The following is a 26,676-nucleotide window of genomic DNA, read 5'->3' as shown; positions in this document are numbered from 1 at the left end:
GGCCGGCGTCGCCGCGCATCGGCGGGACAGATGAATTGAGAGGGTCGGATTCGTTTAGCGCAGCGACCGGCAGCGTTCGGGCGCAACCGGTAAAATGCCGAACCATGAAACCCGAAATCTGGACCCCGCATGTGACGGTCGCGGCGCTCGTCGAGCACGCCGGCCGTTTTCTCATGATCGAGGAAGAAACCTCGTCGGGCCTGCGCATCAACCAGCCGGCAGGCCATCTCGAAGCCGGCGAAACGCTGGCCGACGCCGTGATCCGAGAGACGCTCGAGGAAACCGCGCACCCGTTCACGCCCGACGCGCTCGTCGGCGTCTATCTCGCGCACTACGACCGTCCCGGCACCGCCGGCGCAACCTATCTGCGCTTCACGTTCTGCGGCGCGGCCGGCGAGCCGATCGCGGGCCACGCGCTCGACGACGGCATCGTCCGCACGCTGTGGATGACCGCCGACGAACTGCGCGCGTGCAGCGAGCGCCATCGCTCGCCCGCGGTGATGCGCTGCGTCGACGATTACCTCGCCGGGCGGCGCATTCCGCTCGATTTCGTGCACACGCATTCGGTCGCGCCGCGCCCCGAGGCATTCGAACGTCAGGCGGTCAACAAATGAGCAAGCGCCGTGTAGTAGTGGGCATGTCGGGCGGCGTCGATTCGTCGGTGACCGCGTGGCTGCTGAAGGAACAGGGTTACGACGTGGTCGGCCTGTTCATGAAGAACTGGGAAGACGACGACGACGGCGAATACTGCTCGACGCGCCAGGACTGGATCGACGTCGTGTCGGTGGCCGACCTGATCGGCATCGACGTGGAAGCGGTCAACTTCGCGGCCGAATACAAGGACCGCGTGTTCGCCGAGTTCCTGCGCGAATACTCGGCCGGCCGCACGCCGAACCCCGACGTGCTGTGCAACGCCGAGATCAAGTTCAAGGCGTTCCTCGATCACGCGATGTCGCTCGACGCGGAAATGATCGCGACCGGCCACTATGCGCGCGTGCGCGAGCGCGACGGGCGGTTCGAACTGCTGAAGGCTTTCGATCATACGAAAGACCAGTCGTACTTCCTGCACCGGCTGAACCAGGCGCAACTGTCGAAGACGATGTTCCCGCTCGGCGAGATCCCGAAGACGAAGGTGCGCGAGATCGCCGCGCAGATCGGGCTGCCGAACGCGAAGAAGAAGGATTCGACGGGCATCTGCTTCATCGGCGAACGGCCGTTCCGCGATTTCCTGAACCGCTATCTGCCGACGAAACCCGGCCCGATGAAGACGCCGGACGGCAAGGTCGTCGGCGAGCACATCGGCCTCGCGTTCTACACGTTCGGCCAGCGCAAGGGCATCGGCCTCGGCGGCAGCAAGACCGGCAACGGCGACCCGTGGTTCGTCGCCGCGAAGGACATCGCGTCGAACACGCTGTACGTCGTGCAGGGGCACGATCATCCGTGGCTGCTGGCGCACCAGCTCGTCGCCGGCAACGTGAGCTGGGTCGCCGGCGAGCCGCCGGCCGACGGCTTCGCGTGCGGCGCGAAGACGCGCTACCGGCAGGCCGACGCGGCGTGCGCATTCGGTGCCGCCACGCCCGGCCCGGCAGGCGAAGCGCGCTTCTCGCTCGCGTTCGACGACGCGCAGTGGGCCGTCACGCCCGGCCAGTCGGCCGTGCTGTACGACGGTGAAATCTGCCTCGGCGGCGGGATCATCGAATCCGCGCTGTCCGGCAACACGCAGGCAAACGAGGCGCCCGCCCTCGCGCTCGCCCGCTGACGCGCCGCCGCCGGCGCCGCGCAAGCGGCCGCCGGCCGGAAGCGGCCGCGCCGCTCACCGCATGTTCCGCACCGACGCGTCGTAGCGCTCGCGCGCCGCGTCCAGCTCGGGAAAATGGCGCTCGGCCCAGCGGTCGAGCGCCACAAGTGTCTCCACGAGCGACCCCGCCACTGCCGTCAACCGGTATTCGACGTGTGCGCGCCGCGCGGCCACCGCGATGCGTTCGATCAGCCCGTTGCGCTCCAGCTCGCGCAGCGTCTGCGTCAGCACCTTCTGGGAAATCCCGCCGATACGCCGCAGCAGCTCGCCGTTGCGCAGCGGCCGCTCGGCCAGCGCGGGCAGGATCAGCAGCGACCACTTGCCGGCGATCAGCGCCAGCGCGTCGCGCGCCGAGCAGTCCGCCGCATAGACGTCGCCGGGAAATGCCATGGTTACCTCCGGGTGCGTGATTGCGCGGCCCCGTCGCCGCCGGCCATCATCGTCGCACACTCCCGGAGCCCGCCATGCATGCGCTGATCGTCGTCGCCCATCCCGAACCGCAGTCGTTCAACGCCACCCTCGCCGGCGCGGCGGCCGACGCGTGGCGCGCGGGCGGCCATACCGCGACGATCGCGGACCTGTACGCCGACGCGTTCGACCCGTGCGAAGCACCGCGCCATTACGCGGACCGGCTCGACACCGCGCGCTTCGACACGCAGCGCGAGCAGCGCCATCACTGGGAACGCGGCACGCTCGCGCCCGAGATCGCGCATCAGGTCGACCTGCTGAGGCAGGCCGACGCGCTGATCCTGCAGTTCCCGCTGTGGTGGTTCGGCGCGCCCGCGATCCTGAAAGGCTGGATGGATCGCGTGTTCGTCTACGGCGGCCTCTACAGCAGCCGGCAGCGCCACGATCGCGGCGTGCTGCATGGGCGGCGCGCACTGCTGAGCGTCACGACCGGCTCGTCGTCGGCCGCCTGCGCGCCCGACGGCCGCGAAGGCGACACCAGCCTGCTGCTGTGGCCGATCATGTACGCGCTGCGCTACGTCGGCTTCGACGTGCTCGAACCGCACCTGATCCACGACGTCCGCGGCGGCCTCGCGGGCGACGCCGCTCAGCGGCAGGACGCGCACCTCGCGCACAGTCTCGCCGGCTACCGCGCGCGGCTGCGCGACTGGCATGCGTGGCCGCGGGTGCCGTTCAATCGCGACGAAGACTTCGACGACGACGCCAGGCTGAAGCCCGGCAGCCCGGCGTACAGCCCGTTCATCCGCCCGACCGGCGCGGGCAGCTAGGCCCCGTCTTGGCAACGCGGGCTTCACGACACCCGTAGTAGACTCTCGACCATCGTGGGCGCCGGCGGCGGCGGGTACGGCACGGGCAGCATGCCCGCCGGGCCCGCGCGATGCCTCGGGCGCCGACCTGCCGGCCGTCGCGCGATCCTGGCGACGTGACGGCGATCCAGACAATTACGATGGAGTCCCCATGTTTTCCCGACGCTATATCGCGATGTGGTGCGCGGTCCTGCTGTTCGTGGCCGTCGCGGCGCTCGCCGCCCGGCACACGATCGCGTGGCTGTGGCTCGTGATCCCGGCCGCCCTCGTCGCGCTCGGCCTGTACGACCTGAAGCAGGACCGCCACGCCATCCTGCGCAACTACCCGCTCTGGGGCCACTTCCGCTTCCTGTTCGAATTCATCCGACCTGAAATCCGCCAGTACTTCGTCGAGGACGACACCGACGAGAAGCCGTTCTCGCGTGCGCAGCGCAGCCTCGTCTACCAGCGCGCGAAGAACGTCGCCGACAATCGCCCGTACGGCACCGAACTGAACGTCAAGGCCGTCGCGCACGAATGGATCAGCCATTCGCTCGCGCCGACCAAGCTGCCGAACCATGATTTCCGCGTCCGCGTCGGCGCGAATCGCGCGCAACCGTACGACATTTCGATCTTCAACATCTCGGCGATGAGCTTCGGCTCGCTGTCCGCGAACGCGATCCGCTCGCTGAACCTCGGCGCGAAGAAAGGCGGCTTCGCGCACGACACGGGCGAAGGCTCGCTGTCGAAGTACCACCGCGAAAACGGCGGCGACATCATCTGGGAAATCGCGTCCGGCTACTTCGGCTGCCGCAACGACGACGGCACCTTCAACCCGGACAAGTTCGCGAAGCAAGCCGCCGATCCGCAGGTCAAGATGATCGAGGTGAAGCTGTCGCAGGGCGCGAAACCGGGCCACGGCGGCGTGCTGCCGGCCGCGAAGATCACGCCCGAGATCGCCGAGACGCGCGGCGTGCCGATGGGCAAGGACTGCATCTCGCCCGCGACGCACTCGGAGTTCTCGACGCCGCGCGGGCTGCTCGAATTCGTCGAGCGGCTGCGCACGCTGTCGGGCGGCAAGCCGACCGGCTTCAAGCTGTGCGTCGGCCACCCGTGGGAATTCTTCGGGATCGCGAAGGCGATGCTCGAGACCGGCATCGTGCCGGACTTCATCGTCGTCGACGGCGCGGAAGGCGGCACCGGCGCGGCGCCGCTCGAATTCACCGACCACGTCGGCGTGCCGCTGCAGGAAGGGCTGCTGCTGGTCCACAACACGCTCGTCGGGATCGGCGTGCGCGACCGCGTGAAGCTCGGCGCGAGCGGCAAGATCATCACCGCGTTCGACGTCGCGCGCACGCTCGCGATCGGTGCGGACTGGGTGAACTCGGCGCGCGGCTTCATGTTCGCGGTCGGCTGCATCCAGGCGCAGACCTGCCACACGGGCCGTTGCCCGACCGGCGTCGCGACGCAGGACCCGGTGCGCCAGCGCGCGCTCGTCGTGCCGGACAAGGCCGACCGCGTGTACAACTTCCACCGCAATACGCTGCACGCGCTGCAGGAACTCGTGCAGGCGGCCGGCCTCGCGCATCCGTCGGAGCTGCGCGCGCATCACATCGTGCAGCGCATCGCGCCGCACGAGGTCCGGCTGATGTCGCAACTGCTGAAGTACCTGAAACCCGGCTCGCTGCTCGACGGCAACACCTGCGGCTTTACGCTGTACGACAAGTGGTGGCCGATCTCGCGCAGCGATTCGTTCACGCTCGGCGAAGCCGTGTACGCGTCGATCGAATGACGCGGGCGACCGCCCCCGCCGCGGGGCGGCCCGGCAAAAAGAAAAGCGCCCCGCGGGGCGCTTTTCTTTCGTCTGCCGAATCCGTGAATGCGGCTTAGTTCTGCGGCAGCGTGTCGGCGAACGAAGGTCGTTGCAGCAGCTTCACGAAGTGCTTGTCGAGGTTCGGGTGGCGATCGCGCCAGTTGAGCTCGGGCATCCGGAAGTCGAGATAGCCGAGCGCGCAGCCGAGTGCGATATCGGCGAGCGTGTAATGATTACCGACGCACCACGTCTTGCCGCCGAGCCCCTGCGACATCGCGACGAGACCGTCGTCGATCTTGCGTTGCTGGCGCGCGATCCAGCTCGCGCTGCGCTGCGCCTCGTCGCGCATCGTATGTTCGATACGAATCGAGACCGACGCGTCGATCACGCCGTCGCCCAGCGCTTCCCAGCAGCGCACCTCGACGCGCTCGCGGCCCGACGGCGGAATCAGCTTGCCGACCGGCGACAGCGTATCGACGTATTCGCAGATCACGCGGGAATCGAACACCGCGGCACCATCCTCCATCACGAGGCACGGGACCTTGCCGAGCGGATTCGATGCATGAATATCCGTCTCCGGCGCCCACACGTTCTCGAGCTCCAGCTTGTAGTCGATCTTCTTTTCAGCCAGCACGATCCGCGCCTTGCGGACGTACGGGCTGCTGAGCGAACCGATTAATTTCATCATCTGCCTTTTTTTGGGAACCGCCGGGAGTATACGTTGTCGTCGATCATAACCGGCCAGCGTTGCGCGATAGAAAATCGCCCGGCCGGCCTGTGGATGGTTTGCAACAACCGCCACGCGGGCTTTCCGGCGGGCTTCCCGCCCCTCTTTCACGCGCGGCGTCCCGCGGCGCTACAATCGCACGAATGAACGCGCCCCTCGATACCGCCATCGCCGTCGACGTCTACCGCCAGCGCCGTGAACGCGTGCTTGCCGCACTGCGTGCCGCCGGCGGCGGCGTCGCCATCGTCCCCACCGCGCCCGAAGTGCCGCGCAACCGCGATACGGACTATCCGTACCGGTTCGACAGCTACTTCCATTACCTGACGGGCTTCAGCGAGCCGGATGCCGTGCTCGTGCTGAACGCGGCCGCGCCGCACGGCACGCCGGAGTCGATCCTGTTCTGCCGCGGCAAGAATGCCGATCGCGAGATCTGGGAAGGCTTCCATTACGGGCCCGAAGCCGCGCGCGACGCGTTCGGCTTCGACGCAGCGTTCGCGGTCGACGTGATCGACACCGAGATGCCGCGCCTGCTCGCCGACTCGGGCACCGTGCACTACCGGTTCGGCGCATCCGCCGACTTCGACCGCCAGCTCGCAGGCTGGGTCGACGCGGTGCGCGCGCGGGCGCGCACGGGCGTCGCCGCGCCGGACGCGATGCTCGACCTCACGCCGCTGCTCGACGACATGCGGCTCGTGAAGGACGAGCACGAGCTCGCGATCATGATGCGCGCCGCGCACATCTCCGCGCTCGCGCACCGCCGCGCGATGCAGGCGTGCCGGCCCGGCATCCGCGAATACGAACTCGAAGCCGAGCTGCTGTACGTGTTCCGCAAGCACGGTGCGCAGTCGCCCGCGTACGGCTCGATCGTCGCAGCCGGCGCGAACGCGTGCGTGCTGCACTACCCGGCCGGCAACGCAGCCGCGAAAGACGGCGACCTGATCCTGATCGACGCCGCGTGCGAACTCGACGGCTACGCGTCGGACATCACGCGCACGTTCCCGGCCAACGGGCGCTTCTCGCCCGCGCAGCGCACGCTGTACGACATCGTGCTCGCCGCGCAGCAGGCGGCGATCGATGCGACGCGCGCCGGCGTGCCGTTCGAGGCGCCGCACGACGCGGCCGTGCGCGTGCTCGCGCAGGGGCTGCTCGACACCGGCATCATCCCGAAAGCGCGCTTCTCGAACGTCGACGACGTGATCGCCGAGCGTGCGTACACGCGCTTCTACATGCATCGCACCGGCCACTGGATCGGCATGGACGTGCACGATTGCGGCGACTACCGCGAGCGGCTCGCCGAGCGCGACGGCAACGGCGCGCTGCCGTGGCGCACGCTGAAGGCCGGCATGACGCTGACGGTCGAACCCGGCCTGTACGTGCGCGCCGACGACGACGTGCCGCCCGAGTACTGGAACATCGGCATCCGCATCGAGGACGACGCCATCGTGCGCGAGCACGGCTGCGAGCTGATCACGCGCGGCGTGCCCGTCGCGGCGGATGAAATCGAAGCGCTGATGCGCGCGGGCGCATGACCGGCTGCCGCCGACCGTTACTTCCGTTTCACGAATCAAGATGACGACCGCTTCCTCCCCGGCCACGCCGGACTACGACCTCGCCATCGTCGGCGCGGGCCCCGTCGGGCTCGCGCTCGCCGGCTGGCTCGCGCGCCGCAGCGCCACGCAGCACGCATCGATCGTGCTGATCGATGCGCGCGAACCGGCCGCGAGCGCGAGCGATCCGCGCGCGATCGCCGTGTCGCACGGCAGCCGCGTGCTGCTCGACACGCTCGCATGGCCCGCCGACGCGACGCCGATCGAACATATCCACGTGTCGCAGCGCGGCCATTTCGGCCGCACGCTGATCGACCGCGACGAGCACGACGTCGCCGCGCTCGGCTATGTCGTGCGCTACGGCTCGCTCATGCAGGCGCTCGCGGGCGCCGTACGCGGCACGCGCGTCGACTGGCTCACGTCGACCACCGCGCGCGCGCCGCAGCAGGACGCCGACGGCGTCACGCTGACGCTCGACGGCCCGCAAGGCGAGCGCACGCTGCGCGCGCGCGTCGTCATCAATGCCGAAGGCGGGCTGTTCCACGAACAGCAGGCCGATACGACCAAGCATCGCCGCGACTACGGGCAGACCGCGCTCGTCGGCACGGTCACGGTCTCGGCGCCGCGCCCGAACGTCGCATGGGAACGCTTCACGCACGAAGGCCCGCTCGCGCTGCTGCCGCTCGGCGGGCCACGCCAGGCCGAGTACGCGCTCGTCTGGTGCTGCACGCCCGACGAAGCGGCGCGCCGCGCCGCGCTGCCCGACGACGCGTTCCTGCGCGAACTCGGCGGCGCGTTCGGCGAACGCATGGGCGAGTTCGTCGCGATCGCGGGCCGCGCATCGTTCCCGCTCGGCCTGAACGCTGCGCAAACGCTCGTCACCGGCCGTGTCGCGATCGTCGGCAATGCCGCGCAAACCCTGCACCCCGTCGCGGGCCAGGGGCTCAACCTCGGGCTGCGCGATGCGCATACGCTCGTCGACACGCTGTCCGCGCAAGGCTTCGAAGCGACCGCGCTCGCCACCTTCAATGCGCGCCGCGCACTCGACCGGCGTTTCACGATCGGCGCGACCGACACGCTGGCGCGCCTGTTCACGATCGACGCGGGCCCGCTCCCGCTGCTGCGCGGTGCCGCGCTCACCGCGCTCGAGTTCGTGCCGCCGCTCAAGAAGCTGATCGCGCGCCAGATGATGTTCGGCCAGCGCAACTGACGCGCGGCGTGCACAGTCGCGCCACTCAAACCGGGTCAAATCGGCGGGACATGGGAATACGGTAAAATGCGCGTTTCCGTCTGCCCTTTCCCTGCCCGCGCCCGCCGCGGGCGGTGCCATTGCGATGCCTGTTATCGGCCCTCACGTATTGCGTAACAACCTGTTCGTCGCCCCGATGGCCGGCGTGACGGATCGTCCGTTCCGCCAGCTCTGCAAGCGGCTGGGGGCCGGTTACGCCGTGTCCGAGATGGTCGCGTCCAACGCGCAGCTGTGGAAAAGCGCGAAGACGATGCGGCGCGCGAACCACGAAGGCGAAGTCGAGCCGATCGCGGTCCAGATCGCCGGCGCCGATCCGGCGATGATGGCCGAAGCGGCCCGCTACAACGTCGACAACGGCGCGCAGATCATCGACATCAACATGGGCTGCCCGGCGAAGAAGGTCTGCAACGTCGCGGCCGGCTCCGCGCTGCTGCAGAACGAGCCGCTCGTGCAGCGCATCGTCGAGGCGGTCGTCGCGGCGGTCGGCACGGGGCCCGATGCGGTGCCCGTCACGCTGAAGATCCGCACGGGCTGGGATCGCGATCACAAGAACGCGATCACGGTCGCGCGCCTGGCCGAAGCCGCCGGCATTTCGATGCTGACCGTGCACGGCCGCACGCGCGCCGACCTGTACCGCGGCGACGCCGAATACGAAACCATCGCGGCCGTGAAGGCGGCGGTGCGGATTCCGGTGGTCGCGAACGGCGACATCACGTCGCCCGCGAAGGCGAAGGCCGTACTCGACGCAACCGGCGCCGATGCCCTGATGATCGGTCGTGCCGCGCAAGGTCGGCCGTGGCTGTTCCGCGAAATCGATCATTTCCTGCAAACCGGCGAGCTGCTGCCCCCGCCGCGGATCGACGAGATCCAGCACGTGATGAACGAACACCTGGAAGACCACTACGCTTTCTATGGTGAATTCACGGGCGTCCGTACTGCGCGCAAGCACATCGGCTGGTACACTCGCGGCCTTTCCGGTGCCAACGGGTTCCGGCACAGGATGAACACGCTCGATTCCACCCGCGAGCAGCTCGCCGCCGTCAATGCATTCTTCGAGGCGCAAAAGGCGCTGTCGGACCACCTCGTCTACGTCGATGACGAAGAGGAAAACGGCCAGGGCGAGTCGGACGACCATAACCAGTTAGCAGCATGAGCAAGCACAACATCGAACAATGTGTCCGCGAGAGCCTGGACGTGTATTTCCGGGATCTAGACGGCTCCAATCCGCACGACGTCTATGAAATGGTGATGTCCTGCGTCGAAAAGCCGATGCTCGAGGTCGTGCTCGTACAGGCCGGCGGCAACCAGTCGCTCGCCGCGGAGTACCTCGGCATCAATCGCAATACGCTGCGCAAGAAGCTGCAGCAGCACGGCCTGCTGTAGGCGGCCGTCCCGTCCCCGTTTCCCTGGCTATTGGTGGTTCCATCATGATCAAGCAAGCGCTCATTTCCGTTTCCGACAAGACCGGCATCGTCGACTTCGCGAAGTCGCTGTCCGACCTCGGCGTCAAGCTGCTGTCGACCGGCGGCACCGCGAAACTGCTCGCCGACGCGGGCCTGCCCGTTACCGAAGTGGCCGATTACACGGGCTTCCCGGAAATGCTCGATGGGCGCGTGAAGACGCTCCACCCGAAGGTGCACGGCGGCATCCTGGCCCGCCGCGACCTGCCCGAGCACATGCAGGCGCTGGAGCAGCACGGCATCCCGACGATCGACCTGCTGGTCGTGAACCTGTATCCGTTCGTCGCGACGATCGCGAAGGACGACTGCACGCTCGCCGACGCGATCGAGAACATCGACATCGGCGGCCCGACGATGCTGCGCTCGGCCGCGAAGAACCACCGCGACGTGACGGTCGTCGTCGATCCGGCCGATTACTCGGTCGTGCTCGATGAAATGAAGGCGAACGGCAACACGGTCGGCTACCCGACCAACTTCCGCCTCGCGACGAAGGTGTTCGCGCACACCGCGCAATACGACGGCGCGATCACGAACTACCTGACGAGCCTGACCGACGAGCTGAAGCACGCATCGCGCAGCGCGTACCCGGCGACGCTGAACATGGCGTTCGACAAGGTGCAGGACCTGCGCTACGGCGAGAACCCGCACCAGAGCGCGGCGTTCTACCGCGACCTCACGACGCCGGCCGGCGCGCTCGCGAACTACCGCCAGCTGCAGGGCAAGGAACTGTCGTACAACAACATCGCGGATTCGGACGCGGCGTGGGAATGCGTGAAGACGTTCGACGCACCGGCCTGCGTGATCATCAAGCATGCGAACCCGTGCGGCGTCGCGGTCGGCAACGATTCGGCCGACGCGTACGCAAAGGCGTTCCAGACCGACCCGACCTCGGCGTTCGGCGGCATCATCGCGTTCAACCGCGAAGTCGACGAAACGGCGGCCCAGGCTGTCGCGAAGCAGTTCGTCGAAGTGCTGATCGCCCCGTCGTTCTCCGACGCCGCGAAGCAGGTGTTCGCCGCGAAGCAGAACGTGCGCCTGCTCGAAATCGCACTGGGCGACGGCCACAACGCATTCGACCTGAAGCGCGTGGGCGGCGGCCTGCTCGTGCAGTCGCTCGACTCGAAGAACGTGCAGCCGCACGAACTGCGTGTCGTCACGAAGCGCCACCCGACGCCGAAGGAAATGGACGACCTGCTGTTCGCATGGCGTGTCGCGAAGTACGTGAAGTCGAACGCGATCGTGTTCTGCGGCAACGGCATGACGCTTGGCGTCGGTGCAGGCCAGATGAGCCGCGTCGATTCCGCGCGCATCGCGAGCATCAAGGCGCAGAACGCGGGCCTGACGCTGGCCGGCTCGGCCGTGGCGTCGGATGCGTTCTTCCCGTTCCGCGACGGCCTCGACGTCGTCGTGGCGGCCGGCGCGACCTGCGTGATCCAGCCGGGCGGCTCGATGCGCGATGACGAAGTGATCGCCGCAGCCGACGAGCACAACATCGCGATGATCCTGACGGGCGTGCGCCACTTCCGTCACTGATCGCCTGCGGCCCGCGCGGCCGCTGCTCGACAACCCGGCGGCATCGCACCCGCCGGGTTTTTTATTGCGCGGCGCGCTCGTACGCAACCGTGCGGCCAGCGCACCGCACCATTCGTTGTAGTATCGCTGCATCAGGCTTCTCTCCTTACCCATGCGAATTCTCGGCATCGACCCCGGCCTGCGCGTCACCGGCTTCGGCGTCATCGACGTCAGCGGCCACCGGCTCGCGTATGTCGCGAGCGGCGTGATCCGCACGCCGACCGCCGACCTGGCCACCCGGCTCGGCACGATCTTCCAGGGCGTCTCGACCATCGTGCGCGAGCACGCCCCCGACCAGTCCGCGATCGAAAAAGTGTTCGTCAACGTGAACCCGCAGTCGACGCTGCTGCTCGGCCAGGCGCGCGGCGCCGCGATCTGCGGCCTCGTCGCGGGCGGCCTGCCGGTGGCCGAATACACCGCGCTGCAGTTGAAGCAGGCCGTGGTCGGCTACGGCCGCGCGACCAAGACGCAGATGCAGGAAATGGTCACGCGGCTGCTCGACCTCTCCGGACAACCGGGCTCCGACGCGGCCGACGCGCTCGGCATGGCGATCTGCCATGCGCACGGCGGCAACACGCTCAGCACGCTCGGCGGCCTCGCGCCGGCGCTCGCGAAGAAAGGGCTGCGCGTGCGACGCGGGCGGTTGGTCGGCTAACGCTGGCGCACGCCATCGCCCGGCGCACCGGGGAACCGCTTTCGACCGCGCCGGCCATTCCAGCCTCGCACGACGCATACGCGGCACGTATCGCTTCCGCCAGACGGCCGATCCCGTCGGCATAGCGCCGCACGTGCGCTACACTCGCGCTTTCTTCCTCGCACCAAGCCATCCATGATCGGTCGCATCGCCGGCATCCTGCTCGAAAAGAACCCGCCTCACCTGCTCGTCGACTGCAACGGCGTCGGCTATGAAATCGACGTGCCGATGAGCACCTTCTACAACCTGCCGCAAACGGGCGAGCGCATCGTGCTGCTCACGCAGCAGATCATCCGCGAGGACGCGCACCTGCTGTACGGCTTCCTGACGCCGCAGGAACGCACGACCTTCCGCGAGCTGCTGAAGATCACCGGCATCGGCGCGCGCATGGCGCTCGCCGTGCTGTCCGGCATGAGCGTGCAGGAACTCGCGCAGGCCGTGACGATGCAGGACGCCGCGCGCCTCACGCGCCTGCCCGGCATCGGCAAGAAGACGGCCGAGCGCCTGCTGCTCGAACTGAAGGGCAAGCTCGGCGCCGATCTCGGTGCACTCGCCGGCGCCGCCTCGCCGTCCGACCACGCGACCGACATCCTCAACGCGCTGCTCGCGCTCGGCTATTCGGAAAAGGAAGGCCTCGCCGCGATCAAGAACGTGCCGGCCGGCACCGGTGTATCGGAAGGCATCAAGCTCGCACTGAAGGCGCTGTCGAAGGTGTAACGCCCGCATGACGCGCCGCCATTCGGTGCGTCGAAGCCAGTGTCGCGCGGCCGCGCGACGCTCGCCAGTCGGCCGTTCGGCCAGGTGGGCGGGACAGCGGCGCGCGGTACAATGGCCGCATGATTGAAACCGACAAACTCGCCACCGAGCAGCGGATCATCGCCGCCACGCCCGCCTCGTCGCACGAGGAGGTGTTCGAACGTGCGCTGCGGCCGCGCCAGCTCGACGACTACGTCGGCCAGGAAAAGGTGCGCGGCCAGCTCGAGATCTTCATCGAAGCCGCCAAGCGCCGCTCCGAGCCGCTCGATCACGTGCTGCTGTTCGGGCCGCCGGGCCTCGGCAAGACGACGCTCGCGCACATCATCGCGCGGGAGATGGGCGTGAATCTGCGCCAGACGTCGGGCCCCGTGCTCGAGCGCGCGGGCGATCTCGCCGCGCTGCTGACCAACCTCGAAGCGAACGACGTGCTGTTCATCGACGAGATCCACCGGCTGTCGCCGGTCGTCGAGGAAATCCTGTATCCGGCACTCGAGGATTACCAGATCGACATCATGATCGGCGAAGGCCCGGCCGCGCGCAGCGTGAAGCTCGACCTGCAGCCGTTCACGCTGGTCGGCGCGACCACCCGCGCCGGGATGCTGACCAACCCGCTGCGCGATCGCTTCGGGATCGTCGCGCGCCTCGAGTTCTACGACGCCGAGCAACTGTCGCGCATCGTGCGGCGCTCGGCGTCGCTGCTGAACGCGCAGATCGATCCGAACGGCGCGCTCGAAATCGCGAAGCGCTCGCGCGGCACGCCGCGGATTGCAAACCGGCTGCTGCGCCGCGTGCGCGACTTCGCGGAAGTGAAGGCCGACGGCCAGATCACCGCGGCCGTCGCCGATGCCGCGCTCGCGATGCTCGACGTCGATCCGGTCGGCTTCGACCTGATGGACCGCAAGCTGCTCGAGGCGATCCTGTACAAGTTCGACGGCGGCCCGGTCGGCATCGACAACCTCGCCGCCGCGATCGGCGAGGAGCGCGACACGATCGAGGACGTACTCGAGCCGTACCTGATCCAGCAGGGCTTCCTGCAGCGCACGCCGCGCGGGCGCGTCGCGACGCTGCTCACCTATCGCCACTTCGGGCTTTCCGTGCCGGACACCGGCCGCACCGAACGCGGCGAGTGGGATACCCCCGACGGGAAGTAACCCGTCGCCCGAGCCGCACCCACCATGACGACGCCGCCCACCCGCCACCCCGCCGCACCCGCACCGGGCCCGCGCTGGGCCGAGCCGATCCGCAAGCGGCTCGTGGCCGGCGTCACGCACCTGACGGCGGGCGGCGGCGGCCCGTCGCTCGACCTCTCTTCGCCGCCGGGAGACCCGGGGCTGTTCGGCCCCGACGCCGTCTGCTGGCGCGTGCATGCCGACTTCACGTCGATGATGACGGGCGGCATCGCCGCGCTGCTGCTGCAGGCGCTCCATCCGCTCGCGCTCGCGGGTGTCTGGGATCACTCGTCGTTTCGCACCGACATCCTGGGCCGCTTGCGGCGCACCGCCACATTCATCACCGGTACGACGTTCGGCAGTCGCGCGGACGCACTCGCGCTGATCGAGCGCGTGAAATCGATCCACGCGCACATCTCGGGCACCGCGCCGGACGGCCGGCCGTACCGCGCCGACGATCCGGCGTTGCTGACCTGGGTGCATGTCGCGGAAGTGTCGAGTTTCCTCGCCGCGCATCTGCGCTACGTGAATCCGGCGCTGCCGGGCGAGTTGCAGGATCGCTACTACGCCGAAACGGCATTGATCGCCGAGCTGCTCGGCGCGCACGAGGTGCCCCGTTCGCGCGCCGAAGTGGCCGCCTATCTCGCGCGCATGCAGCCCGAGCTCGAGGCCGGGCCGCGCACCTTCGACGTGATGTCCATCCTGCTGAACGTGCCGGTTGCGAAGCCCGCGCTGCGGCCGGCCGCGTCGCTGGTGATGCATGCCGGGATCGACCTGCTGCCGCCGTGGGCGCAACGCATGCTCGGCGTGGCCGCGTTCGCGCCGCTGCGACGCGCAGTGGTCCGGCCCGGCATACGGGTCGTCGCCCCCGTGCTGCGCTGGGCGCTCGTGAACGGCGCGTCAAAGCGCGCGCGCCGGCGCGCCACAGCGACACCGCCCGACGGCAAGCCGCCCGCCTGACGATTCGCTTCCTCTTATCATTTCAATTTACTGTCAAATACCTGTGACAAGCTGACGGGCTTGCACCCGCGCACGGTCGCACGTGCCGTACGTCCCGCCTGTCCGTGACCCGCGCGGTGTCCCGCCAACCCGACCGACACCCAAAGCCCGCGATGCCACGCCTGCCGATCCGTTTCGCCCTTGCCGCCAGCCTGTCCGCCGTCTTCGCCCTCACCGCCTGCGGAGGCGACGATGTCACCGCCGTCGCGCGCTCGGACGCGCAAACGCCGTCCGGCGGCACCCCGACTACGCCTGCTCCCACGCCGCCCGCCACCGTCACGCCGCAACCGGGCAAGTGGAAGGCCGCTCGCGCGGGCGACCTGATCGACGTGACGCTCGGCGATCTCCATCCGACGCAGGGCGCGATCGGCTACGACCAGATCTACTACAAGCTCGGCTGCTACGAATTGCAGCCCGACAAGAAGTTCGACGACTTCTGCGCGGACGAAGGCCTCGGCGGCGTCGCTTCGGGCGGCTACACGGCCCGATCGGCGCTGCGCGAACCCGCGAGCTACACGTGCACGACGACCGACGCGAACGCCCGCGACCGCTCGGTGCTGAACCCGGTCGTGATCGGCCCGAACGGCGATGCGCTGTACCTGACCGACGGCCACCACGGCCTGTCGACCTACTACGAGACGCCCGACGGCGGCCCGGCGCTGCACGTGCACGTCGTCGTCAAGGACAACCTCAGCGACTACTCGGGCGACGCGTTCTGGCAGCAGATGCAGAGCCGCGGCTATCTGCGCCTCAAGAATGGCGAAGGCAAGCCGATCACGGCCGCGCAGCTGCCGACCGGGCTCGGCCTGAAACTCGGGATGACGAACGACCGCTACCGCTCGCTCGTCTATTTCACGCGCGACATCGGCTACAGCAAGCCCGCGCAAGCCACCGACTACCTCGAGTTCTACTGGGCCGACTGGCTGCGCGCGCAACCGGGCACGTTCTCGCTCGCCGGCTATGACCTGACGCGCGCCGGCGCAACCGATCCCGATCCGGCGAAGGCCGACACGGGCTACCTGAACGCGGTCTGGAATGCGTCGACGCGGATGGTCGCGGCCACGGATCCGGTGATCGACGGCAAGACGGGCGCCGACCTCGGGCGCGCGGACGCGATCAACGGCGGGAAGAAATACAACAAGGGGGAATTCGACAAGCTGCGCCAGCCGATCGCGGCGGACAAGCCCGGCAAGATCGCGTACGCGCTCGACTACAAGACGCGCCACGCGCTGCCGCAGTAAGCCGTAAGCGGCAGCACCGCACAGGAAGGAAACCCCGGCCGGCGATGCCGGACGGGGCCTGCTGGTTCAGAGCACCTTGCGGTACCCGTCGTCGTCGCTTGCCGCGTCCAGGTGCAACACGTCGGCCCACTGCACGACTTGCGCGCGGCCATCCACGTAATCGACGACGTTGATGCTCGTGTTGAGCAGCTGATAATTGCGCGGCGCCGACAGTTCGATGCCGTTCGCAAACCGGTACACGCAATCGAGCACGCCGCCGTGCGCAACGCACGCGATCCGGCCGCCCGGATGCTCGGCGACGATCGGTTCGAGCGCATGCAGTACGCGGTGATAGAACTCGCGCTGCGACTCGCCGCCCTCCGGCGCGAAACCGGGGTCGCGCGTCTGCCAGGCCGCGTAGGCATCGGGGAACAGCGTCTCGATCTCGGCGCTGTCATGCCCCTGGAACTGGCCGTACGAGCGTTCGCGCAGCCCTTCCCGCAGCCGCGGCGACAGCCCGAGCGCATCGGCGAACGGCTGCGCGGTCTGCTGCGCGCGCATCAAATCGCTCGAATAGATCGCATCGAGCCGTGCGCCGTCGCGCGCCTCGCGCGCGATCCGCACGGCGAGCCGCTGCGCCTGCTCGAGGCCCGTTTCGGCCAGCGGAATGTCGATATGACCCTGGATGCGCTTGATGCGGTTCCAGGCCGTCTCGCCATGGCGGATGAAAAGAATCTGCGTGATGGCCATCGCGGCACGTCTCCGGGGAAGAATCAGGGCCGCACTTGCAGCCAGAACGTCACGGGGCCGTCGTTGACGAGCGACACCTGCATGTCCGCGCCGAACTCGCCCGTCTCGACGACCGGATGGCGCGCACGCGCGGCCGCGACGAAATAGTCGAACAGCCGCGCGCCCTCGTCGGGCGGCGCGGCCGGCGTGAAGCTCGGCCGCAGCCCGCTGTTGGTATCGGCCGCCAGCGTGAACTGCGACACGAGCAGCAGGCCGCCTGCGCGGCCCTCGCCGTCGATATTCGACACCGGCAGGTTCATCTTGCCGGCCGCGTCGCTGAACACGCGGTAGCCGAGCATCTTCGCCAGCAGCTTGTCGGCTGCCGCGTCGGTGTCGCCGCGCTCCGCGCAGACCAGCGCGAGCAGGCCCGCGCCGATCTCGCCCGTCGTGCGGTCGCCGACGCGCACGTCGGCGCGCTTCACGCGCTGGATCAGCGCGATCATGCGGTCAGCGTGACACGTGCGAAGCGGCGCTTGCCGACCTGCACGACGAACTCGCCGGCTTCGACCTTCAGGCCCTTGTCCGACACGGTCGCACCATCGATCTTCACGCCACCCTGCTCGATGTTGCGCAGCGCCTCGCTCGTCGACGGCACGAGGCCGGCCTGCTTCAGCAGTTGACCGATCGCGAGCGGCGCGCCCGCGAGCGTGACCGACGGAATGTCGTCCGGCACGCCGCCCTTCGCGCGGTGGTTGAAATCCTCGAGCGCACGCTCGGCGTCGGCCTGCGAGTGGAAGCGCGCGACGATTTCCTGCGCGAGCAGCACCTTGAAGTCGCGCGGGTTGCGGCCGCCTTCGATCTCGCGCTTGAAGCCGCCGATTTCGTCCATCGGGCGGAACGACAGCAGTTCGAAGTAACGCCACATCAGCGTGTCCGAGATGCTCATCAGCTTGCCGAACATGTCGTTCGGATGCTCGCTGATGCCGACGTAGTTGCCCTTCGATTTCGACATCTTCTCGACGCCGTCGAGGCCTTCGAGCAGCGGCATCGTGAGAATGCACTGCTGTTCCTGGCCGTACTGCTTCTGCAACTCGCGGCCGACCAGCAGGTTGAACTTCTGGTCGGTACCGCCGAGCTCGAGGTCGGCGTTCAGCGCGACCGAGTCGTAGCCCTGCATCAGCGGGTACAGAAATTCATGGATCGAGATCGGCACGCCGCCCTGGAAGCGCTTCGTGAAATCCTCGCGCTCGAGGATCCGCGCAACCGTGTAGCGCGACGCGAGCTTGATCATCCCGTCCGCGCCGAGCGGCATCGACCATTCGCTGTTGTAGCGGATCTCGGTCTTGTCGCGATCGAGCACGAGCGCGGCCTGCTCGAAGTAGGTCTTCGCGTTCGATTCGATCTGTTCGCGCGTGAGCGGCGGGCGCGTCGCGTTGCGGCCCGACGGGTCGCCGATCAGCGACGTGAAATCGCCGATCAGGAAGATCACGGTGTGGCCGAGATCCTGCAGCTGACGCATCTTGTTCAGCACGACCGTATGGCCGATGTGGATGTCAGGTGCGGTCGGGTCGAGGCCGAGCTTGATGCGAAGCGGCGTGCCCGTGGCCGCGCTGCGCGCGAGCTTCTGCGCGAACTCTTCCTCGACCAGCAGCTCGTCGACGCCGCGCTTCGTGACGGCGAGCGCATGCCGGACTTCGTCGGTGATCGGGAAAACAGGCTTGGAACTGGGTTCGGTGCTCATCGGTGCCAGGAAGAATGTCGCAAAAGCAGGGATTTTCCCATAACTTGCGCGCGCATCGCTTAACGGCGCGTCATGTTGCGCGGATAATCGGGCGCAAGGCGCGCGGCACCGGCCCGCGCCGCACGATCCAGGAGAACCCAACGTGCCGCAACGACAGCCGCCAAACGCCCATCCGGCCGACGGCATCTACTTCGGGCTGATGTCGGGAACCAGCATGGACGGCGTCGATGGCGTCGCCGCGCGTTTCGAGGCCGGCAAGCCGCCGGTCGCGCTCGCGGAAGCGTTCGTCGGCTTCGCACAATCGCTGCGCGACGCGCTGTTCGCGCTGCAGCAGCCGGGCGACGATGAAATCGACCGCGAAGCGCTCGCGGCGAACGCGCTGGTCACGCGCTACGCGGTGTGCTGCCACGAATTGCAGCGCACGGCCGGGCTGTCGCGCGACGAGATCCGCGCGATCGGCGTGCACGGCCAGACCGTGCGCCATCGCCCCGAGCGCGGCTATACGCGGCAGATCAACAACCCTGCCTTGCTCGCCGAACTGACCCAGGTCGACGTAATCGCCGATTTCCGCAGCCGCGATGTCGCAGCAGGCGGCCACGGCGCGCCGCTCGCGCCGGCCTTCCACGCGACGGTATTCGGCGCGCCGGGCGAAACGCGCGTCGTCTGCAATCTCGGCGGGATCAGCAACATCACGATCCTGCCCGGCGAAGGCGGCGACGTGCGCGGCTTCGACTGCGGCCCCGCGAATGCTTTGCTCGACGAATGGGCGACCCGCCATCTCGGCAAGCCGTACGACGACGGCGGCAAGTTCGCCGCGCGCGGCACCGTCCACGCACCGCTGCTCGACGCGCTGCTCGACGAGCCGTATTTCACTGCGCCGCCGCCGAAAAGCACCGGACGCGACCTGTTCAATCCGGCGTGGCTCGACGCGAAGCTCGCCGCGTTCGCACAACTCGCGCCGCAGGACGTCCAGGCGACCCTCACCGCGCTTACGGCCGTGTCGGTCGCACGCGAGATCGCGCAGCACGCGGCGGGCTGCAAGGCCGTGTTCGTCTGCGGCGGCGGCGCACGCAATCCGGTGCTGCTCGATGCGCTCCGGCACGCGCTGCACGAGGCCGGCGTGCCGGCCACGGTCGAAACGACGGCCGCGCTCGGCGTGCCGCCTCAACAGGTCGAGGCGCTCGCGTTCGCCTGGCTCGCGTACCGCTTCACCGCGCGCCAGCCCGGCAATCTCGCGACGGTCACGGGTGCAGCCGGCAACCGCGTGCTGGGCGCGCTCTATCCGCGCTGACGCGACACCCGCCACAACGCGGGCGTTGCATCGCCATTGCGCACGGACATAAAAAAACGGGGCATGAAGCCCCGTTTTTCATTCCGGCGAACCGGACACGATCGATCGTGCGCTCAGACCGAGAACGACGAGCCGCACCCGCAGGTGGTGCTCGCGTTCGGGTTCTTGATCACGAACTGGGCGCCGTTGAGGTCGTCCTTGTAGTCGATCTCGGCGCCGACCAGGTACTGGTAGCTCATCGAGTCGATCAGGAGCTGGACGCCGTTCTTGTTCATCACGGTGTCGTCCTCGTTGACTTCCTCGTCGAACGTGAAGCCATACTGGAAGCCGGAGCAGCCGCCGCCCTGCACGAACACGCGCAGCTTCAGGTCGGGATTGCCCTCTTCGTCGATCAGTTGCTTGACCTTGTCGGCTGCGGCGTCGGTGAAGACGAACGGAACCGGCATTTCGGCCGTCGTTGCTGCGGATTCGGTAACAGCGTTCATTGCGAACTCTCCAAAAAGCTTTAGCCGCTATTGTAGGGCCGATCAGAAGATCGTGCTGAAGTCCATGAAATCAATAGGTTCTTGTCGATTTCATCAAACACGCCCGCGCGGGCCGCGGCAGCACGCGCCTGGAAGCGGACATAAAAAAACCGCCAGCGCGAAAGCTGGCGGTTTTTCGGGCAGACGCCGCCCGAGAGCAGCGAAGCCATGAAGCGAAATTAACGCTTCGAGAACTGCTTGGCGCGGCGTGCCTTGCGCAGACCGACCTTCTTACGCTCGACTTCACGTGCATCGCGCGTGACGAAGCCTGCGCTCGACAGCGACGGCTTCAGCGTCGCATCGTAGTCGATCAGTGCACGGGTGATGCCGTGGCGCACTGCACCTGCCTGACCCGTTTCGCCGCCGCCGTTGACGTTGACCTTGATGTCGAACGTCTGGCCGTGGTTCGTGAGTTCCAGCGGTTGACGCACGATCATCAGCGACGTTTCGCGCGAGAAGTAGTCAGCGATGGGCTTGCCATTGACGATGATGTCGCCCTTGCCAGCCTTGATGAAGACACGTGCGACTGCGCTCTTGCGGCGGCCCGTACCGTAGTTCCAGTTACCGATCATGTGGGTCCCCTTAGATCTCGAGCGCCTTCGGCTGTTGAGCCGAGTGCGGATGCGTCGCTTCTGCGTAGACCTTCAGCTTCTTGATCATCGCGTAGCCGAGCGGGCCCTTCGGCAGCATGCCCTTGACCGCCTTCTCGAGCGCGCGGCCCGGGAAGCGTTCTTGCATCTTGCCGAACGTCGTTTCATAGATACCGCCCGGGTAGCCCGAGTGACGGTAGTACTTCTTGTCCAGCGTCTTGTTGCCCGTGACTTTCAACTTGCTCGCGTTCACGATGATGATGAAATCACCAGTGTCGACGTGCGGAGTGAACTCAGGCTTGTGCTTGCCGCGCAGACGGCGTGCCACTTCGCTGGCAACACGGCCGAGAACCTTATCCGTCGCGTCAATCACGTACCATTCGCGCGTCACCTCATGGGCTTTTGCGGAAAACGTCTTCATGATCGATCCAAAAAAAATGCTTTGCCCGATGTGTTCGTCCTGCTTGTCTGTGTGCGCTTCAAGGCGCGGTGCAGGCTCTCCCTGTTCTTTTTCCGTGGGCATGAATGCGGAAAAGCCCTGAATTATAAAGGAAATACGGCAACGCGGTCAAAGGGAATCCACGTCCCGTGTCCACGGCGGCCGAAATGGGCCAAAATCCGGTCGTGCCCCGACAAGCCAGGCGAACCGAGCGCCCAGGGAGGCACCCATCGACGCGCGGCACATGACCTTGCCGCGCCAGACCGGCCGAATCTGGAAAACAACAAACAAGCATGATGAATCAACGACTTACGCCCTTCCTTGCGGCCGCGCTGCTGGCCGCCTCGGCGCCTGCCGTCGCCGCCCGCGCCGACTGCGAAGCCAAGCTCGACGCGCTCGATACGCGCATTACCGAAGCCCGCGCGGCCCATGCCGAGGATCGCGTCGTCCGCCTGCGCGCGGTGCGCGAACGCGTCCGCCACTTCTGCGCACGCGGCCACGGCCATGCGTCGGCCGTCCACGCGCCGGCCCCTGACGCACGCTCGCGCGGCGTGCCGTCCGGCGGCGCGGCGTCGCAGTCGGCCGCAAAGCAGCCGGTGTGACGCTGCCAGCGCGCGCAAGCCGCGCGCCGATGTTTGCATGGGACGAAAAAAAGCCCGAACGGCTGGTTCGGGCTTAATCCACCATAGGAGGAGGGTGGAGGAGACATTCGGAGGTTGCCGCAGCGCGACAACCAATGAGGCTCATTATACGAACGCGTTGCCGACTTCACAAGAAAATTTGCATTACGAAATCAAACACCACAATACGAAATTTGAGGCGACGCGTTTGAAAAATTGATTTTCTCTTTGAAATCAACCACCTGATCCCGACTGGCAGGATCAGAAACCACCCCCATCTAGAGCAAAACCCCTAAAAACGAGAGCGAATTGGCCGCCTGGCGCGCCGCGCGCACGGCGCCGGCGTTGCGCGTCGTGCAGCGCATCAGCCGACCGTTGCGCAGCGGGCTACAATGCCGGATCGAATCCGAATCAGGCAACGCTGGAGTGCAAGCATGGAATGCAAAGTAAGCTGGATGGGTCAGGACGGCATGGCGTTCTCCGCCGAGACCGGCAGCGGCCACCTCGTCGCGATGGATGGCGCGCCCGAAGGCGGCGGCCACAATCTCGCGCCGCGCCCGATGGAAATGGTGCTGCTCGGCACCGGCGGCTGCACGGCCTATGACGTCGTGCTGATCCTGAAGAAGAGCCGCCAGGAAGTCAGCGGCTGCTCGGTCACGCTGAAGGCCGAGCGCGCAAGCGAAGATCCGAAAGTGTTCACGAAGGTGCACTTCCACTTCACCGTCACCGGCCGCAACCTGAACCCGGCCACGGTCGAACGCGCGATCAACCTGTCGCACGACAAGTATTGCTCCGCGTCGATCATGATCGCGAAGACGGCCGAACTCACGCACTCGTTCGACATCGTCGCCGCCTGAACGCACGGCGAGCACGGATGAAAAAAGGGCCGGCGCTCCGTGGGGAGCGCCGGCCCTTTCGCATTCGAACGGCAAAGCAGGCCGATAAGCCGGATTCTGTGCACGCTGCGCACCGAAGCACGCAACGCGTGGCAGCCATTCCTCTAGGCGCGCCATTGCTGACGCGCTCAAGCTTCCTACCCGCAGACGAGACGGGGGCCCCGTCCTGCATCCGAAAATGCGCGCCTGCCTACTTGGAATTGCTCCGGGTGGAGGTTACCGTGCCGGCGAACGTCGCCGTCGCCGCGGTGCGCTCTTACCGCACCGTTTCACCCTTACCTGATCCCGGCTTGCGCCGGGCCATCGGCGGTTTGCTTTCTGTTGCCCTGTTCCGCGTGTTGCCACGGATGGCCGTTAGCCATCACCCTGCCCTGTGGAGTCCGGACTTTCCTCGCCCCCGCGCGCCCGAAGGCGGCGAGGCCGCGACTGCCTGGCCTGCTTTGCGACGCGCATTCTAGCACTGCGCGCCGCTGTCGGCATGGCGCGAACGGCGACCGCTGCGAAACACGGCCGGATCGTCGTAGAACGCGGCCTCGGCATTCGCATCGCACCAGCCCGGCACGCCGAGCACCGGAAACGGCGCGAAATCGCGGCTCGTCAGCGCGCGCGCCGCGAGTTCGGCGGCGACACGCGCATCGACATGCGCGATGCGTTGCGCGTCGGGCCAAGAGAAATAGTCGGCGCTCACTTCGACGATCCACGTGTGCGCGGTGCAGGACTTGTACGGCGCGACGAGCTGCTCGAGCAGCGCATGGCCGACGAGCCGCGCCTCGCAGCGCGTGCCCCACGCATCGCGCGCGGCGACCAGCAGCCGCGGCCAGTCGAACCCGCACAACGCGTCGGCGAGCGTGCGGTCGGCCGTCACGAACAGCGCGGCATTCTCGTCGAACAGCGTGAGCGCATCGCGCAGCGTGCCGCGCACGGGGCCGACACCGCCCGCGGCGTCGATCGCCGCGGCCTGACGCGCATTCAGCGCGGCCTTGATGCGCGGATACGCGAACCAGACGAGCGCATTGAAGAAGTCGTGCAGATTGTGGCGAGTCGGGACGCCGCCCGTCTCCGCGATATGGGTCTCGTACGCCACGCCGGGCGGCAACGCAGCCTGCGGCACGAACCGCAGCAGCCGGCCGCGGCCGGTGGCGCGCGGGCCGCCGGGCCCGGTGTCGCCCAACGCGCCGTTCAGCGCGTCGAGCAGCGCGGCTTCGCCCGCCCGCGCAGCCGCCTGTGCAACGCAGCCGGGCCCGGCATAGGGCGCGAGCCACGGCACGGACCAGTCGATCCGCGCAAAATCCGCCGCCCCGCTGCCGGCCGTGTGGCCGGGTTCGCGCGGCGGCGCGACCGTCACGCCAGTTTCCAGCCGATCGTCTCGCCGCCGCGCAGCGGCACGACGGGCGTATCGCCGGCGAAGATCTCGCGCGGCAGTTCCCACGCCTCGCGACGCAGCGTGACCGTCTCGGCGCTGCGCGGCAGCCCGTAGAAATCGGCGCCGAAGAAGCTCGCGAAGCCTTCCAGCTTGTCGAGCGCGCCGGCGTGGTCGAACGCTTCCGCATACAGTTCGAGCGCGTGCAGCGCCGTGTAGCAGCCCGCGCAGCCGCAAGCGGTTTCCTTCGCGTCGCGTGCATGCGGCGCGCTGTCGGTACCGAGGAAGAAGCGCGGGTTGCCCGACGTCGCGGCCTCGACCAGCGCGACGCGATGCGTCTCGCGCTTCAGCACCGGCAGGCAGTAGTAATGCGGGCGAATCCCGCCGACGAACAGCGCGTTGCGGTTGTACAGCAGGTGATGCGCGGTGATCGTCGCGCCGAGCAGGCCGGGCGCCGCGTCGGCGTCGCGCACGTAGTCGGCTGCGTCCTTGGTCGTGATGTGTTCGAACACGACCTTCAGGCCCGGGAAATCGCGGCGCAGCGGCGTCATCACGCGGTCGATGAAGACCTTCTCGCGATCGAACAGGTCGATCGACGCATCGGTCACCTCGCCGTGCACGAGCAGCGGCATGCCGGTTTCCTGCATCGCCTCGAGCGTCTTCGCGCACTTCGCGAGATCGGTGACGCCGTGGTCGGAATTCGTCGTCGCGCCGGCCGGATACAGCTTCACGCCGTGCACGAAGCCGCTTTCGCACGCGCGACGGATCTCGTCGGGCGGCGTGTTGTCGGTCAGGTACAGCGTCATCAGCGGTTCGAACGTCATCCCGGCCGGCAGCGCGGCGAGAATGCGCTCGCGATACGCCTGCGCCTGCGCGGTGGTCGTCACCGGCGGCTTCAGGTTCGGCATGACGATTGCGCGGCCGAACTGGCGCGCGGTGTGCGGCAGCACGGCGGCCAGCATGTCGCCGTCTCGCAGGTGCAGGTGCCAGTCGTCGGGACGGGCGAGCGAGAGCGTCGCCGGGGAGGAAGCGTTCGAGGCAGTCATAGGAGGCGTCGTGAGGAACGTGCTTGCCGTCGGCGGGGCCGGAACACGCATGCCGCGGGCCGACTGACGGCAAACCGCAACACGGGACCTTTGGCCAGCGGAATCCGCTTTTTACCGCTCAGGGCTCGGTGATATGCTAGAAGCCGCATTGTACCGGGGTTCGCCCGGTTCGTTACCCCCCGCCTCAGCCTGCTGCCCCAAGTAAAATGTGCCAACTCTTAGGAATGAACTGCGCCGCGCCGACGGACGTCACATTCTCCTTCACAGGTTTCGCGGCCCGGGGCGGGCTCACCGATCACCATGCCGACGGCTGGGGCATCGCGTTCTTCGAAGATAAAGCCTGCCGCCTGTTCATCGATCACCAGGCATCGGCCACGTCGCCGATCGCCGAAATGGTGAAGCGCTACCCGATCAAGTCCAAGAACACGATCGCGCACATCCGCAAGGCTACGCAAGGCCACATCCTGCTCGAGAACAGCCATCCGTTCATGCGCGAGCTGTGGGGCCGGCACTGGATCTTCGCGCATAACGGCGACCTGCAGGACTACGCACCGGACATGGAAGGCAGCGTCTACCACCCGGTCGGCACGACCGACAGCGAGCAGGCGTTCTGCGTGCTGATGCAGGGGCTGCGCGAAGCGTTCCCCGGTGCGCAGCCGCCGTTGCCCGAGCTGTTCGAGCGCGTCGGCGAACTGACGCGCGGCATCACCGATCACGGCGTGTTCAACTTCCTGATGTCGAACGGCCAGGCGTTGTTCGCGCATTGCTCGACGCGGCTGCATTACCTCGTGCGGCGCTGGCCGTTCTCGACCGCGCACCTCGTCGACGAAGACCTGTCGATCGACTTCGCGAAATACACGACGCCCGAAGATCGCGTCGCCGTGATCGCGACGCAGCCGCTCACCGACAACGAAGTCTGGACCGCGTTCGAGCCGGGCGAGCTGATCATGTTCCAGTGCGGCGACGTCGCCGCGCGGATGCGGATCCCGGTGCCCGAGCGCGTGCTCGAGAAGCTGCGCAATCCGGCGCTCGACGCATCGGCGTCGGCGCCGCGCGACACACGCGAGGCGCTCGCCACCGCCGCGGACGTCGATTCCGACGACGCAATCGACTTCTGAGCCCGGCGCACCCGCGCCCGCTCCTCTCTCCTGCCGGCCGCTGTTCCGCAAGACGGTCGCCCGCC

Annotated in this window: 29 protein-coding genes and 1 other RNA gene; 18 read left to right on the top strand and 12 right to left on the bottom strand. The window is 67.7% G+C overall.

What is annotated here, in order from left to right:
- Positions 1-104: 104 nt before the first annotated feature.
- Together ACN8ZM_RS03365 and mnmA are read left to right on the top strand one after the other, a co-directional pair.
- Positions 105-614: an NUDIX hydrolase gene (locus ACN8ZM_RS03365; RefSeq protein ID WP_043191182.1), complete on the top strand. Its 510-nt coding sequence runs from the start codon at positions 105-107 to the stop codon at positions 612-614.
- Positions 611-1,759 (top strand): tRNA 2-thiouridine(34) synthase MnmA, encoded by a 1,149-nt coding sequence (gene mnmA / locus ACN8ZM_RS03360; protein WP_043191184.1) that lies wholly within the window; start codon positions 611-613, stop codon positions 1,757-1,759. The genes ACN8ZM_RS03365 and mnmA overlap by 4 nt, the downstream gene beginning before the upstream one ends.
- A gap of 54 nt (positions 1,760-1,813) precedes the next feature.
- On the opposite strand, the gene ACN8ZM_RS03355 is transcribed toward mnmA, so the two are convergent.
- On the bottom strand, positions 1,814-2,188 hold the full coding sequence (locus ACN8ZM_RS03355) for a winged helix-turn-helix transcriptional regulator (protein WP_043191186.1): 375 nt from the start codon (positions 2,186-2,188) through the stop codon (positions 1,814-1,816).
- Positions 2,189-2,262: 74 nt separating this feature from the next.
- Between ACN8ZM_RS03355 and ACN8ZM_RS03350 the strand changes: the two genes are divergently transcribed.
- Together ACN8ZM_RS03350 and ACN8ZM_RS03345 are read left to right on the top strand one after the other, a co-directional pair.
- Positions 2,263-3,033, top strand: a complete 771-nt coding sequence (locus ACN8ZM_RS03350; RefSeq protein ID WP_420210549.1) for an NAD(P)H-dependent oxidoreductase — start codon at positions 2,263-2,265, stop codon at positions 3,031-3,033.
- Positions 3,034-3,223: 190 nt separating this feature from the next.
- Entirely contained in the window at positions 3,224-4,843 is a 1,620-nt protein-coding gene (locus tag ACN8ZM_RS03345; RefSeq protein ID WP_205824151.1) for an FMN-binding glutamate synthase family protein, read from the top strand.
- Between the two features lie 94 nt (positions 4,844-4,937).
- Here the strand turns inward: ACN8ZM_RS03345 and ACN8ZM_RS03340 are convergent, their stop codons facing one another.
- Entirely contained in the window at positions 4,938-5,549 is a 612-nt protein-coding gene (locus tag ACN8ZM_RS03340) for a glutathione S-transferase family protein (protein WP_420210973.1), read from the bottom strand.
- 185 nt (positions 5,550-5,734) lie between these two features.
- Here ACN8ZM_RS03340 and ACN8ZM_RS03335 point away from each other — a divergent pair, with 185 nt between their 5' ends.
- From ACN8ZM_RS03335 to ACN8ZM_RS03290, 10 genes are all read left to right on the top strand, one after another.
- Positions 5,735-7,120 (top strand): aminopeptidase P N-terminal domain-containing protein, encoded by a 1,386-nt coding sequence (locus tag ACN8ZM_RS03335; protein WP_420210548.1) that lies wholly within the window; start codon positions 5,735-5,737, stop codon positions 7,118-7,120.
- A gap of 40 nt (positions 7,121-7,160) precedes the next feature.
- A complete protein-coding gene (locus ACN8ZM_RS03330; protein WP_420210547.1) occupies positions 7,161-8,348 on the top strand; it encodes a UbiH/UbiF/VisC/COQ6 family ubiquinone biosynthesis hydroxylase in 1,188 nt (395 codons plus the stop codon).
- Between the two features lie 124 nt (positions 8,349-8,472).
- Complete coding sequence (gene dusB, locus ACN8ZM_RS03325; protein ID WP_043191197.1) at positions 8,473-9,540, top strand: tRNA dihydrouridine synthase DusB; 1,068 nt, start codon at positions 8,473-8,475, stop codon at positions 9,538-9,540.
- The gene (locus ACN8ZM_RS03320) at positions 9,537-9,770 is read left to right on the top strand and encodes a Fis family transcriptional regulator (protein ID WP_006476892.1); all 234 of its coding nucleotides are present in this window, start codon (positions 9,537-9,539) and stop codon (positions 9,768-9,770) included. The genes dusB and ACN8ZM_RS03320 overlap by 4 nt, the downstream gene beginning before the upstream one ends.
- Before the next feature lie 44 nt (positions 9,771-9,814).
- Positions 9,815-11,380, top strand: a complete 1,566-nt coding sequence (gene purH, locus ACN8ZM_RS03315; protein WP_043191201.1) for a bifunctional phosphoribosylaminoimidazolecarboxamide formyltransferase/IMP cyclohydrolase — start codon at positions 9,815-9,817, stop codon at positions 11,378-11,380.
- Positions 11,381-11,531: 151 nt separating this feature from the next.
- Positions 11,532-12,074 (top strand): crossover junction endodeoxyribonuclease RuvC, encoded by a 543-nt coding sequence (gene ruvC, locus ACN8ZM_RS03310; protein WP_420210546.1) that lies wholly within the window; start codon positions 11,532-11,534, stop codon positions 12,072-12,074.
- Between the two features lie 174 nt (positions 12,075-12,248).
- The gene (gene ruvA, locus ACN8ZM_RS03305; protein ID WP_043191206.1) at positions 12,249-12,830 is read left to right on the top strand and encodes a Holliday junction branch migration protein RuvA; all 582 of its coding nucleotides are present in this window, start codon (positions 12,249-12,251) and stop codon (positions 12,828-12,830) included.
- A 119-nt stretch (positions 12,831-12,949) separates the two neighbouring features.
- Entirely contained in the window at positions 12,950-14,020 is a 1,071-nt protein-coding gene (gene ruvB, locus ACN8ZM_RS03300; protein WP_011350963.1) for a Holliday junction branch migration DNA helicase RuvB, read from the top strand.
- 24 nt (positions 14,021-14,044) lie between these two features.
- Positions 14,045-14,998: an oxygenase MpaB family protein gene (locus tag ACN8ZM_RS03295; protein ID WP_301769114.1), complete on the top strand. Its 954-nt coding sequence runs from the start codon at positions 14,045-14,047 to the stop codon at positions 14,996-14,998.
- A 152-nt stretch (positions 14,999-15,150) separates the two neighbouring features.
- Complete coding sequence (locus tag ACN8ZM_RS03290) at positions 15,151-16,278, top strand: ParB/Srx family N-terminal domain-containing protein (RefSeq protein ID WP_420210545.1); 1,128 nt, start codon at positions 15,151-15,153, stop codon at positions 16,276-16,278.
- A gap of 66 nt (positions 16,279-16,344) precedes the next feature.
- Here ACN8ZM_RS03290 and ACN8ZM_RS03285 read toward each other — a convergent pair whose 3' ends face one another.
- The 3 genes from ACN8ZM_RS03285 to tyrS are packed head-to-tail and all read right to left on the bottom strand — an operon-like array spanning position 16,345 to position 18,727.
- Complete coding sequence (locus ACN8ZM_RS03285; protein ID WP_420210544.1) at positions 16,345-17,007, bottom strand: histidine phosphatase family protein; 663 nt, start codon at positions 17,005-17,007, stop codon at positions 16,345-16,347.
- A 23-nt stretch (positions 17,008-17,030) separates the two neighbouring features.
- Positions 17,031-17,489: a D-aminoacyl-tRNA deacylase gene (gene dtd, locus ACN8ZM_RS03280; RefSeq protein ID WP_011350959.1), complete on the bottom strand. Its 459-nt coding sequence runs from the start codon at positions 17,487-17,489 to the stop codon at positions 17,031-17,033.
- Complete coding sequence (gene tyrS, locus ACN8ZM_RS03275) at positions 17,486-18,727, bottom strand: tyrosine--tRNA ligase (RefSeq protein WP_043191213.1); 1,242 nt, start codon at positions 18,725-18,727, stop codon at positions 17,486-17,488. Before tyrS ends, dtd begins: the two co-directional genes overlap by 4 nt.
- A 142-nt stretch (positions 18,728-18,869) precedes the next feature.
- Between tyrS and ACN8ZM_RS03270 the strand changes: the two genes are divergently transcribed.
- Positions 18,870-20,018, top strand: coding sequence for an anhydro-N-acetylmuramic acid kinase (locus ACN8ZM_RS03270; protein WP_420210543.1), 1,149 nt, complete (start codon positions 18,870-18,872; stop codon positions 20,016-20,018).
- Between the two features lie 113 nt (positions 20,019-20,131).
- Here ACN8ZM_RS03270 and erpA read toward each other — a convergent pair whose 3' ends face one another.
- The 4 genes from erpA to rplM are packed head-to-tail and all read right to left on the bottom strand — an operon-like array spanning position 20,132 to position 21,553.
- Positions 20,132-20,503, bottom strand: a complete 372-nt coding sequence (erpA, locus tag ACN8ZM_RS03265; protein ID WP_011350956.1) for an iron-sulfur cluster insertion protein ErpA — start codon at positions 20,501-20,503, stop codon at positions 20,132-20,134.
- Positions 20,504-20,523: 20 nt separating this feature from the next.
- On the bottom strand, positions 20,524-20,712 hold the full coding sequence (locus tag ACN8ZM_RS03260) for a hypothetical protein (RefSeq protein ID WP_179258659.1): 189 nt from the start codon (positions 20,710-20,712) through the stop codon (positions 20,524-20,526).
- Positions 20,713-20,721: 9 nt separating this feature from the next.
- Positions 20,722-21,114 carry a 30S ribosomal protein S9 gene (gene rpsI, locus ACN8ZM_RS03255; RefSeq protein ID WP_006476904.1) on the bottom strand — a complete coding sequence of 131 codons (393 nt, stop codon included), beginning with the start codon at positions 21,112-21,114 and terminating at the stop codon, positions 20,722-20,724.
- A 10-nt stretch (positions 21,115-21,124) separates the two neighbouring features.
- Positions 21,125-21,553 carry a 50S ribosomal protein L13 gene (rplM, locus tag ACN8ZM_RS03250; RefSeq protein WP_041490553.1) on the bottom strand — a complete coding sequence of 143 codons (429 nt, stop codon included), beginning with the start codon at positions 21,551-21,553 and terminating at the stop codon, positions 21,125-21,127.
- Positions 21,554-21,864: 311 nt separating this feature from the next.
- Between rplM and ACN8ZM_RS03245 the strand changes: the two genes are divergently transcribed.
- Positions 21,865-22,173, top strand: a complete 309-nt coding sequence (locus ACN8ZM_RS03245; RefSeq protein WP_420210542.1) for a hypothetical protein — start codon at positions 21,865-21,867, stop codon at positions 22,171-22,173.
- Between the two features lie 410 nt (positions 22,174-22,583).
- Positions 22,584-23,048: an OsmC family protein gene (locus ACN8ZM_RS03240; protein ID WP_175021600.1), complete on the top strand. Its 465-nt coding sequence runs from the start codon at positions 22,584-22,586 to the stop codon at positions 23,046-23,048.
- Between the two features lie 69 nt (positions 23,049-23,117).
- Here the strand turns inward: ACN8ZM_RS03240 and rnpB are convergent.
- The 3 genes from rnpB to pyrC all read right to left on the bottom strand — a co-directional run bounded on the left by rnpB (position 23,118) and on the right by pyrC (position 25,493).
- Positions 23,118-23,529: RNase P RNA component class A (gene rnpB / locus ACN8ZM_RS03235), an RNA gene on the bottom strand.
- A gap of 12 nt (positions 23,530-23,541) precedes the next feature.
- On the bottom strand, positions 23,542-24,432 hold the full coding sequence (locus ACN8ZM_RS03230) for a DUF3025 domain-containing protein (protein WP_420210541.1): 891 nt from the start codon (positions 24,430-24,432) through the stop codon (positions 23,542-23,544).
- Positions 24,429-25,493, bottom strand: coding sequence for a dihydroorotase (gene pyrC / locus ACN8ZM_RS03225; RefSeq protein ID WP_420210540.1), 1,065 nt, complete (start codon positions 25,491-25,493; stop codon positions 24,429-24,431). The genes ACN8ZM_RS03230 and pyrC overlap by 4 nt, the downstream gene beginning before the upstream one ends.
- 206 nt (positions 25,494-25,699) lie before the next feature.
- Between pyrC and ACN8ZM_RS03220 the strand changes: the two genes are divergently transcribed.
- The gene (locus ACN8ZM_RS03220) at positions 25,700-26,611 is read left to right on the top strand and encodes a class II glutamine amidotransferase (protein WP_080741830.1); all 912 of its coding nucleotides are present in this window, start codon (positions 25,700-25,702) and stop codon (positions 26,609-26,611) included.
- Positions 26,612-26,676: the final 65 nt, after the last annotated feature.

The sequence above is a fragment of the Burkholderia aenigmatica genome (genome assembly GCF_048627025.1).
Lineage (GTDB): Bacteria > Pseudomonadota > Gammaproteobacteria > Burkholderiales > Burkholderiaceae > Burkholderia > Burkholderia aenigmatica.
This window is presented reverse-complemented; position numbering and strand designations above follow the sequence as displayed.